The sequence below is a fragment of the Pasteurella multocida genome (assembly GCF_900187275.1).
GTDB lineage: Bacteria > Pseudomonadota > Gammaproteobacteria > Enterobacterales > Pasteurellaceae > Pasteurella > Pasteurella multocida.
This window is the reverse complement of record NZ_LT906458.1, coordinates 1,058,458-1,069,197: the sequence shown is the minus strand read 5'-3', so window position 1 is coordinate 1,069,197 and position 10,740 is coordinate 1,058,458. Positions and strand designations below refer to the sequence as shown.

The window sequence follows — 10,740 nt, the reverse complement described above, 5'->3', positions numbered from 1 at the left end:
TTATGAACGTAAATTAATGTATTTGTGTGAGGATATAATTGTCATTTTTTCCGAAAGTGAGCTAAACTATGCTGAGTTTTTCTATTTAAAAATTGACACTCAGGAAAAAAGAATGACCGAAGTCCAAAAATTAACGAATAATAAAGAAGTGATTGCCTATTTAGTGGAAAAGTTTCCACTTTGTTTTTCATTAGAAGGGGAAGCAAAACCGTTAAAAATTGGTTTATTCCAAGACTTAGCTGAGGCATTGCAAGATGATGAACGTGTAAGTAAAACACAATTACGTCAAGCATTACGTGCGTACACGTCAAATTGGCGTTATTTGCATGGCTGTAAAGCTGGGGCTGAGCGTGTTGATTTGCAAGGAAATGCGTGTGGTATTTTAGAACAAGAGCATGCCGAACATGCTGCACAACAGTTAGCGGAAGCAAAAGCTAAAGTTGCTGCAATGCGTGCAGCAGAGAAAGCAGCTAAACCTGAAAAAAAACGTCCTGCTCGTCGTGTTGCGGCAAAAGGACAACATGCGAAAGAGACAACCGCCAATAAAGCCAAAGTGACACGTAAACCGAAAGTGATTTTAAACGCGATTGAGTTAGCGAGTTTACAAAAAGGTGACAGTGTGAAAGTGAAAGTGGGTGAGAGTGCTAAAAAGGCGATTGTGCTTGAAGTGATAAAAGACTCTGCCCGTGTACAATTAGAAAATGGCTTAGTCATCACTGTCACAGCTGAACATCTGTTTGCATAAGATGAAATAAGTACAAAATGCCATCAAATAAGGTGGCATTTATTGATCAAAGTGATTAATCATAAATTGTATTTTCTTTTTAGGAAGGTGAAATGAAATTGAGTAAAACAAAAAGTTATTTAGCAACGTTTTTGTTAAGTACTTTCTTAATGAGCTTTAATCTTGTCGAGGCAGTACAGCCAAAAATCAAATTAAGCGATATTGTTACGCCACAACCTACGGAAGAAAATCAATTAGCGACAAAACGTGCGACAACCCGTTTAACGCAAAGTCATTATCGTAAGTTCCAGTTAAATGACGCGTTTTCTGAGAAAATTTTTGAGCGTTATCTTAAGTCATTAGATTTTAGCCGAAATACTTTTCTACAATCTGATATTGATGAAATGCGCGCAAAATATGCCGATAAGTTTGATGATGCATTAAATGAAGGGGATTTAAGTATTGCCTTTGCAATGTACGATTTAATGATGAAAAGACGCTATGATCGTTATAAATACGCGCTTTCTTTATTAGATAAAGAGCCTGATTTATCGGGTCAGGATCAAATTGAAATCGATCGTGAGAAATCCCCGTGGCCAAAAGACAACGCAGAATTAGATAAGTTGTGGGAACAACGAGTTAAAAACGACATTATCAATCAGAAATTAAAAGATAAAAAATGGTCTGATATTAAGAAACGTTTAATTAAACGTTATGATTTGGCGATTCGTCGTTTAACCCAGACTAAAGCAGATGACATTCTTCAGGTGTATTTAAATGCCTTTGCACGAGAAGTGGATCCGCACACAAGCTATTTGGCACCGAGAACAGCGAAAAGTTTTAACGAAAGTATGAACCTGTCGTTAGAAGGGATTGGCGCGACATTACAACAAACGGAAGATGATGGGACAACGATTAAATCATTAGTGCCAGGGGCACCTGCAGAACGGAGCAAAAAATTGAAAGCAGGTGACCGCATTATTGGTGTAGGGCAAGCTAGCGGTGAAATTGAAGATGTTGTAGGTTGGCGTTTAGAAGATATTGTTGACAAAATTAAAGGTAAGAAAGGCACAAAAGTGCGTTTAGAAATTGAGCCTGCGAAAGGGGGCAAATCTAAGATTATTACCTTAGTGCGCGATAAAGTTCGTATTGAAGATCAAGCCGCAAAACTCACAATCAGCAAAGTAGAGGGGCAAATTGTCGCCTCAATTAAGATTCCAAGTTTTTACATTGGATTGACACAAGATGTGAGAAAATTATTGACTGAAATGAAAACGAAAAAAGCAAAAGCCTTAATTATTGACTTACGCGATAATGGCGGTGGCGCATTAACCGAAGCGGTTGGGTTAAGCGGTTTATTTATTAGCGATGGACCGATTGTCCAAGTGCGCGATGCTTTTCAACGTATTCGCGTTCATGAAGATCCAGACAGTGAACAAGTTTATTCTGGACCTTTATTAGTGATGATTAACCGTTTTAGTGCTTCGGCTTCAGAGATTTTTGCTGCCGCAATGCAGGATTATAATCGTGGAATTATTATTGGGCAGAATACTTTTGGTAAGGGAACAGTACAGCAAAGTCGTTCGTTAAACTTTGCGTTCGATGCCAATCAAGAACCTTTAGGTCTGATTCAATATACTATTCAGAAGTTTTATCGTATTGATGGTGGAAGTACTCAATTAAAAGGCGTGGCAACCGACATTGATTTCCCCGCTGCGATTGATGCGAAAGAATATGGTGAGGAAAGAGAAGATAATGCGTTGCCTTGGGATAAAATTCCTGCCGCAAATTACTTTGAAGTCGCACAAGCGCGTGATGCAGTAGCGTTCTTAACGCCAAAACATGTTGAACGCATAGCTAAAGATCCCGAATTTGTCGCATTAAATGAAGAGCTTAAAATTCGTGATGAAAGAAACGCATTAAAATATTTGTCGTTGAATTATCAAAAGCGCAAAGTTGAAAATGATAAAGATGATGCAAGACGTTTAAAAGACTTAAATGCACGCTTTAAACGTGAGGGTAAAAAACCATTAAAAGATCTGGATGATTTAGCAAAAGATTATGAGGCGCCAGATTTTTATTTAAAAGAAGCAGAGAGAATGGCAGCTGATCTTGTTCAGTTTGAAACCGAAAAAATGGGTATGAATCAGAAAAGCACAAACTAGTTTTATTTTGACCGCACTTTCATCATGAGAGTAGCGGTCATTTTCTCATTTATGTTAAGGAACTATGTGATGTTAAAGATAAAATCATTTAAATTTGCACAATTAGCCTTGCTGTTTTCTTGTGCTTGTTCAACGAGCGTATTTGCTAATCAAGAGTCGTTGCCTAATCCAATTATTGATACGGTACAAGAGGCCGATCTTTTAACACGTCAACAGCTTGAGTTAGAAACTAAAGCCATTGAAGCACAATTAGCAGCAGAAAAGAAACTGGAAGAGGAACGTCTTGCAGCAGAAAAACAAGCGCTCGCAGAACAAACATTAACGGATAAGTTAGGGCAAATTGAATTACAATTTAAGTCAACTGTTGCGAAAATTTATGCAGATAATGATTTCCAATTACTTTGGCAAGATAAGGCAACGGAACAACAATTCTTACGTGAGTATGCTGCGTTAGTTCTCAGTGGGATTTCTAAACAAGCTTCCACGATTCTTGAACATATTGACTCGACGTCAGAAGGTAGCTTTGAACGTGATGCATTACTCACCGATACCTTTTTAGATTACATGTATTATGCCAACAATGTGAGTAAATCCGCACAAAAATGGTTATATAGCGCGAATAACTATAAACCAGCATTACCTCGTGATGAACAGATTCATGCATGGTTATCTGCTGTTGCAATGGGGAAAAGTGCGGACTTTTTAACGTCACTTTCAACACAAAATCCATTATATCGTCAGACGATAGCGCAGCTACCTTCTTTATTTAATGCAGAAGGGATGGATAATGATAAGCTGGCACAATTATATAAAATTGCAATTAATGCCCAACGTTTACGTGTTATTCCTACTTTCGACAATGGCTTATTTGTCAATATTCCAAGCTACCAATTGCATTATTATCGTGATGGTAAACTGATTTTGACCTCTAAAGTAATTGTCGGCAAAAAAGCGCGTAAAACCCCTGTGCTTTACAGTAAATTAAGTGATGTTGTCGTGAATCCACCTTGGAACACCCCGACACGTTTGATTAATGAAGATATCATTCCACGTGTACGTAAAGATCCAAGTTATATCTATCGTAATGGTTATACGATTATTGACAGTAAAGGAAAAACTATCGATCCTTATACGATTGATTGGGAAAATATGACGGCGAAAAAATTTCCTTACCGTTTACGTCAGGCACCGGGAGACAGTGCATTAGGTAACTTTAAGTTTAATATGCCAAGTTCGGATGCCATCTATTTGCACGATACACCAAGCAGAGGCTTGTTTGCAAAGAAAGATTTAGCATTAAGCTCAGGCTGTGTCCGAGTAGAAAAAGCAGATGAATTAGCTAGTGTGCTTCTAAAAGAGGCGGGCTGGACTGAAGAACGTAAAGTGAATACTGTAAAAAGTCGTAAAACGATCTCAGTTAATGTGGCTTCGAATAATCCGGTCTTTCTATATTATGTGACCGCATGGGTCAACAATGGTAAAACACATACTTTACCTGATATTTATGGTTATGATGTCACCCCAAATTTAAGCTACATTAATTGGGCTATCGTTAAAAAGTATTTAAATTAATCAGACTCTCGTCACAAATTGAACACATTCCCCCTTTCTTTTTAGGGGGAAATAGGTAAAATAAGTGCGTTTTGTTCTTTTTGAGAACGAATGTTAATTACGTTGGTCAAACTAAGCATGAAATAACATAGAGAAATTGACATAATGAATAGTATTAACCATACTCGCCGTAAATGGTTATCTTTAGGTGGGATCGTATTAGGCGCATCTTTGTTACCGAGTCCTTTGTTGGCAGCGGTTTCGACACCTAAACCACGTATTTTACGTTTCAGAAACATTAATACAGGGGATAAATTTAGTGCAGAGTTTTTGCCAAGCAAAGGCTTTTCCTCTGTCGCACTTAAGAAATTGGATTATTTAATGCGTGATAAACGTAATAATCATATGCATAGAATGGATCCAAAACTGTTTTTAAAATTTTATCGTTTACAAGCCAGCTTAGGTTTACGTAATACTGAAATCCAAATTATTTGTGGTTATCGCTCACCAGTGAGTAATGCGGCGATGCATCGTAGAAGCCGTGGTGTAGCCAGTAACAGTTATCATACACGTGGACAAGCGATTGATTTCCGTATTGATGGCGTACCATTAGCAAAACTTCGTCAAGCAGCAGAAAAACTGAATAATGGTGGGGTAGGATATTATCCGCGCAGTAATTTTATTCATGTGGATACTGGTCCTGTTCGTACATGGCGTGGCAGTTGATAAAATAAAACTTTTCCGTATTGAACCGCACTTTTGTGCGGTTTTCTTCTTATTTAGTCATAGAGAGATAGCATGAATATTGAAATTATTCCGGTTACTGCTTTTCAGCAAAATTGTTCTTTAATTTGGGATGAGAAGCGTAATGCGGCAATTATTGATCCCGGTGGTGACGCGGAAAAATTGATTAAGCGAATTGAAGAGTTGGACTTGAATTTACAAACTATTTTATTGACACATGGACATCTTGACCATGTGGGGGCGGCACCAAAATTGAAGGCGCATTTTAACGTAGAGATAATTGGTCCTAATTCACAAGATGAATACTGGTTTAATGCATTACCAGCACAATCGCAAAAATTTGGTCTGTTTGAAATTCCAGCCTTTACGCCAGATCGTTGGTTAAATAACGAAGGCGAGATTATCCAAGTTGGGGATATGCAATTTGAAGTACTGCACCTACCAGGACACACCCCGGGGCATATTGGGTTTATCGAACACGAAAAGCGAATTGCCTTTACTGGTGATGTGCTCTTTAAGCAAAGTATTGGGCGCACGGATTTTCAAGGGGGCGATCACGCGACCTTGTTGAGTGTTATTAAAGAGAAATTATATCCTTTAGGCGATGACATGATTATTGTTGCTGGGCATGGACCCTATACCACTATCGGTCAAGAAAAGCAGCACAATCCCTTTGTGCGCTAAATGCGAGAAAGAAAAAGCCCCTGTTATCAGGGGCTTTTAGCTTAACATTGAGTAAACTTAATGAATCCCCATCCAATTTGGTAACGCCATTGAAATCGCTGGGATATAAGTAATAGCGATGAGGAAGGCGAGTAAGAGCATTAACCATGGCGTTGCTGCACGAATCACCGCGGTTAATGGCATTTTAGACACCGCAGAAGCAACAAAGAGGTTGAGCCCGATTGGCGGTGTAATCATCCCGATTTCCATATTCACCACCATGATAACCCCTAAATGAATCGGATCGATTCCGAGTTGTACTGCAATAGGGAATAAAATCGGTGCAAGAATTAAAATAATCGCCGATGGCTCCATAAAGGCACCAGCAATCAGCAACACGATATTGACGACAATCAGGAACATCCAAGGTGAGAGTTCCATTTTCGTCACGGTTTCAGTAATTAATTGCGGAATCTGTTCGGTGGTTAATACATGGGCAAACAGCATTGCGTTAGCAATAATGAACATTAGCATAACGCTCAATTTGCCCGATTCTAATAACACGCGTGGACATTCACTTAATTTAATGTCTTTGTAGATAAATACCGCGACAACAAAGGAATAAACTGCCGCCACTGCAGCCGCTTCAGTCGGTGTGAAGATACCACTATAAATACCGCCTAGGATAATCACCATTAAGAGTAAACCCCAAATCGCTTTACGTGCAGCTCGGAACCACTCTTTTACACTGGCACGCGGCTGGGCAGGCAGATTTTTAATGCGTGCGACAATATAGATTGCCACCATCAATGCAACCCCTAGTAATAAGCCCGGTACAACACCTGCCATGAAAAGTTTACCTACCGAGGTTTCTGTCGCGGCAGCATAGACGACCATAACGACTGAAGGCGGAATTAAAATCCCTAAGGTGCCCGCATTGCAAATAATCCCAGTACCAAAGCCAATCGGATAGCCTGAGCGAACCATACCAGCAATCGCAATTGAACCGACTGCTGCCACTGTTGCTGGGCTCGAACCAGATAACGCGGCAAATAACATGCAGGACATGACGGAGGCAATCGCTAAACCACCGCGAATGTGTCCAACGGTTGCATTGGCAAAGTCAATTAAACGCTTCGCCACCCCACCGGTGGTCATAAATGCACCAGCAAGTAAGAAGAAGGGGATAGCGAGTAACGTGTAATGTTCTGAGGTTTCAAATAATTTGATTGCTAATGAACTCAAGGAATCTTGGCTAAACAGCATGATGACAATGGCACCAGATAGCCCGAGAGAAATGGCAATGGGCACACCTAGGAACATTAATAAGAAAAGTAAAATAAAAAGTGCAATGACGGTCATTTTTCTTCTCCTTGTGCGAGCTTCATCGCATCACCGCTCTCATCAGCAAGCCCTAATCCCACTTGTTTACCGCGTAAAATACGAACTAAAATTTCAATAAAACGAATACCAATTAAGGTAAACCCAATCGGCATAATCATGCCAATTTGCCAAAGTTTGATATCAAAATGATGTAAATCATCTGCCCCAATGTTGGCGATATACATGGCATTAATCCATTCATAACTGGCAGAAGCAATTAAGATCCCATAAATAATGCAAACAGTGCATGCGATGATGCCAAGAGTACGCTGTGTTGAACGCGCAAAGAGTTTCACAACAGCATCGACACCAATATGTCCTGCTGTGCGCACACCATAAGAGGCGCCAAAGAAAATGAGCCAGCCGAAACAGGCTTTGGTAATAGCGATACTCCAAGTCATTTCTTGCGCCACATTCATAATAAATTCGCCAATCGGTTCAGCAATACCCGCGATACTCGGATAACGATCCGCTAAATCGAAAAACACATTGTATAAGTTATTGAAAACCACATAGAAGAACGTGACGAGAGTCATGATTGCTAACAAAATTGAAATCAGGCATTCTTCAAAACGTTCCCAAAACCATTTGAGTGAAGACATTTACTCCTCCAAGCATATAAAAAGGTGCAATGACGTATTCGCCACAGCACCTTAAATTAAACTTATCTCATTACTTTTTATTTGAGGCTTCTGCAGCTTGGATTAAATCCGCACCAATTTCGCCTTCAAATTGTTTCCAAACAGGACGAACCGCATCACGCCATTTTTCACGTTGTTCTGGGGTCAACGTAATAATCGTAGAGGCTTTAGAGTCAATGATTTTTTGTTTGTCCGCTAAGTTAAGATCATGTGATTTTTTATTCACTTCAACAGACACTTCATCAAGAATTTTACTTAATTCTGCACGAATATCTTCAGGGATACTGTTCCAGAAATTAGTATTAACGATAACCATGTAAGAAAGTAATCCGTGGTTTGACTCTGTAATGAATTTTTGTACTTCATGAATTTTTTGTGAGTAAATGTTGGAATATGGATTTTCTGCACCATTTACTACACCAGTTTGTAAACCTTGATACATTTCACCGAACGCCATTTTACGTGGAACGGCTTTCAACGCTTTAAATTGGGCATCTAACACTTCGGAGTTTTGTACACGGAATTTCAAGCCACGCGCATCTTTAGGCTCACGTAATTCTTTATTAGCAGACAGTTGTTTTAAGTCATTATTCCAATAACCAAGACCTGTAATGCCTTTCTCTTCCATGGACTTCAATAAGGATTTACCGGCTTCGCTTTGTTCAAAACGTTGGACGGCTTCAATATCGTCAAATAAGAACGGAAGATCAAAGATTTGGATTTTTTTCGTGTATTTATCAAATTTTGCTAAAGACGGTGCAAGCATTTGTACGTTATTAAGTAATAACGCTTCCATTTCTTTACCGTCACCATAGAGAGAGGAGTTTGGATATACCTCGACTTTCACTTTACCCGCCAAGCGCTCTTCCACGAGTTTTTGGAACATCAATGCGCCTTGACCTTTTGGTGTTTCATTGGCAACAACATGTGAGAATTTAATCACGATAGGTTCATTTGCCCAGGCAGAGAAAGAGAAGGCAGCACTGATTATCATCGCGCTAACCGCTTTTTTAAGAGTCGATTTTAACATAGTTGTATCCTCTATATTGTGTTTGAGTCGGTTTGTGGTGGCAACAACATAGCGGAAAACGCGGTCAGAAGTAAATCGCTTTGTTATGAATTTGTGAACAAGATCTCTATTTTTTAGCATGAATTTAACATTTTGCTGGACTTAAGAGAGAAAGGAAGTGATAGCGGGGAAGGAAAGGCATTGTATTAAGAGTGCACCTGCCGGTGACGTCGTGCTCGGCAGGTGCAATAAAGTGCGGTCAGTTTTTCGCGTATTTTTAACTCTTGTCCATAGCTTCAAAAGAACGTTCTTTTTCACCCATGTAGAGCTGGCGAGGGCGGACAATTTTCATATTGCCCGGTTTGAACATTTCTTTCCAATGTGCAATCCAACCTACCGTTCTGGCTAAGGCGAACATCACCGTAAACATGGATGTTGGAATACCAATAGCCTTGAGAATAATACCAGAATAGAAATCCACATTTGGATACAACTTATGGTCAATGAAATACGGGTCACTGAGTGCAATACGCTCTAATTCCATAGCAACATCAAAGAGCGGATTTTGAATATTGAGCTCTTTTAAAACTTCATGACAGGTTTGACGCATGACTTTGGCACGCGGGTCATAGTTTTTATACACACGGTGACCAAAGCCCATTAATCGGAATGGATCATTTTTGTCTTTTGCACGAGCAATAAATTCAGGAATACGATCGACTGTGCCAATTTCTTCTAACATATTGATACAGGCTTCATTAGCGCCACCATGAGCAGGTCCCCAAAGTGAGGCAATACCTGCTGCAATACAGGCAAATGGATTGGCGCCAGAAGAGGCTGCGGTGCGCACGGTTGAGGTGGACGCATTTTGTTCATGGTCAGCATGCAAAATGAAAATACGATCCATGGCACGCTCTAATACCGGGTTAACGATGTAAGGTTCACAAGGCGTCGCAAACATCATGTAAAGGAAATTACCGGAATAAGAGAGATGATTTTGCGGGAACATGAAAGGCTGACCAATCGAGTATTTATAGCACATCGCCGCCAAAGTTGGCATTTTAGCAAGTAAACGAATTGCGGTGATTTCACGGTGAGTAATATCATTAATATCTAAGGAGTCATGGTAGAAGGCGGCTAAAGCACCACTTACCCCACACATGATTGCCATTGGGTGTGAGTCACGACGGAAACCGTGGAAAAAGCGAGAGATTTGTTCGTGAACGAGGGTATGACGACGGACTAATTGCGTAAAGTTTTTGTATTCTTCAGGAGACGGTCTTTCACCAAAAAGTAATAAATGCGCAACTTCAAGGTAATCTGCATTTTTAGCTAGCTCAGCAATAGGATAGCCACGATGTAATAAAACACCATTATCGCCATCGATATAAGTAATTTCAGAGCGGCAACAGGCTGTTGACATAAAGCCTGGATCGAAGGTGAATAGTTTATTCTTAACCAGAGATTGTACATCTATTGCATCATAACCAAGAGAGCCTTTATGTACAGGTAGGTCATATTCACGTCCATCGCTAAGGGTCAGTTTTGCAGTTAATTCAGACATAAGTCATCCTTCCTTTTTAGTAAGTTGTGTTTTATTGCATTTTAATTAACTATAAAGCTTAAAAGAGTCAGTGTCTTCATTATTGTGAAAAAAAAATTGTAAATAAAATGTTATTTTCTAAAAGTGCGACAGAGATCAAAAAATAGTAAAAATGTTAATGCTCTGTTACACAATTGTGTTGCTTATTCACGCGTTTTGCTTTTTAATCGTAGCAAATAGCTTACATAAAGAAAGGATAATTGGGCTTGTTTTGCGTTATAATAGTCCAACGATTCTCACTCCTTATTATTACTAAA

The 10,740-nt window shown here is 39.5% G+C and carries 9 protein-coding genes; 5 read left to right on the top strand and 4 right to left on the bottom strand.

All coding sequences use genetic code 11. The features are described 5' to 3' along the window. Positions 1–112 precede the first annotated feature (112 nt). The 5 genes from proQ to CKV69_RS04890 all read left to right on the top strand — a co-directional run bounded on the left by proQ (position 113) and on the right by CKV69_RS04890 (position 5,868). Positions 113–745, top strand: a complete 633-nt coding sequence (proQ, locus tag CKV69_RS04910) for an RNA chaperone ProQ (RefSeq protein WP_016534459.1) — start codon at positions 113–115, stop codon at positions 743–745. A gap of 92 nt (positions 746–837) precedes the next feature. After that, positions 838–2,889, top strand: a complete 2,052-nt coding sequence (prc, locus tag CKV69_RS04905; RefSeq protein ID WP_014668177.1) for a carboxy terminal-processing peptidase — start codon at positions 838–840, stop codon at positions 2,887–2,889. Positions 2,890–2,958: 69 nt separating this feature from the next. Further along, on the top strand, positions 2,959–4,461 hold the full coding sequence (locus tag CKV69_RS04900) for a L,D-transpeptidase family protein (RefSeq protein ID WP_016504544.1): 1,503 nt from the start codon (positions 2,959–2,961) through the stop codon (positions 4,459–4,461). A gap of 144 nt (positions 4,462–4,605) precedes the next feature. Beyond that, positions 4,606–5,166: a YcbK family protein gene (locus CKV69_RS04895; protein WP_005724663.1), complete on the top strand. Its 561-nt coding sequence runs from the start codon at positions 4,606–4,608 to the stop codon at positions 5,164–5,166. Positions 5,167–5,238: 72 nt separating this feature from the next. Next, complete coding sequence (locus CKV69_RS04890) at positions 5,239–5,868, top strand: MBL fold metallo-hydrolase (RefSeq protein WP_005756107.1); 630 nt, start codon at positions 5,239–5,241, stop codon at positions 5,866–5,868. A gap of 57 nt (positions 5,869–5,925) precedes the next feature. Here CKV69_RS04890 and dctM read toward each other — a convergent pair whose 3' ends face one another. The 4 genes from dctM to CKV69_RS04870 form a co-directional block, all read right to left on the bottom strand. Then, positions 5,926–7,209 (bottom strand): C4-dicarboxylate TRAP transporter large permease protein DctM, encoded by a 1,284-nt coding sequence (gene dctM / locus CKV69_RS04885; RefSeq protein WP_005721137.1) that lies wholly within the window; start codon positions 7,207–7,209, stop codon positions 5,926–5,928. Further along, on the bottom strand, positions 7,206–7,832 hold the full coding sequence (locus CKV69_RS04880) for a TRAP transporter small permease (protein WP_005724665.1): 627 nt from the start codon (positions 7,830–7,832) through the stop codon (positions 7,206–7,208). Before CKV69_RS04880 ends, dctM begins: the two co-directional genes overlap by 4 nt. Positions 7,833–7,902: 70 nt before the next feature. Next, positions 7,903–8,901: a TRAP transporter substrate-binding protein gene (locus CKV69_RS04875; RefSeq protein WP_005724666.1), complete on the bottom strand. Its 999-nt coding sequence runs from the start codon at positions 8,899–8,901 to the stop codon at positions 7,903–7,905. Positions 8,902–9,157: 256 nt separating this feature from the next. Continuing rightward, positions 9,158–10,444 carry a citrate synthase gene (locus tag CKV69_RS04870; RefSeq protein WP_005721140.1) on the bottom strand — a complete coding sequence of 429 codons (1,287 nt, stop codon included), beginning with the start codon at positions 10,442–10,444 and terminating at the stop codon, positions 9,158–9,160. Between the last annotated feature and the right edge of the window lie 296 nt (positions 10,445–10,740).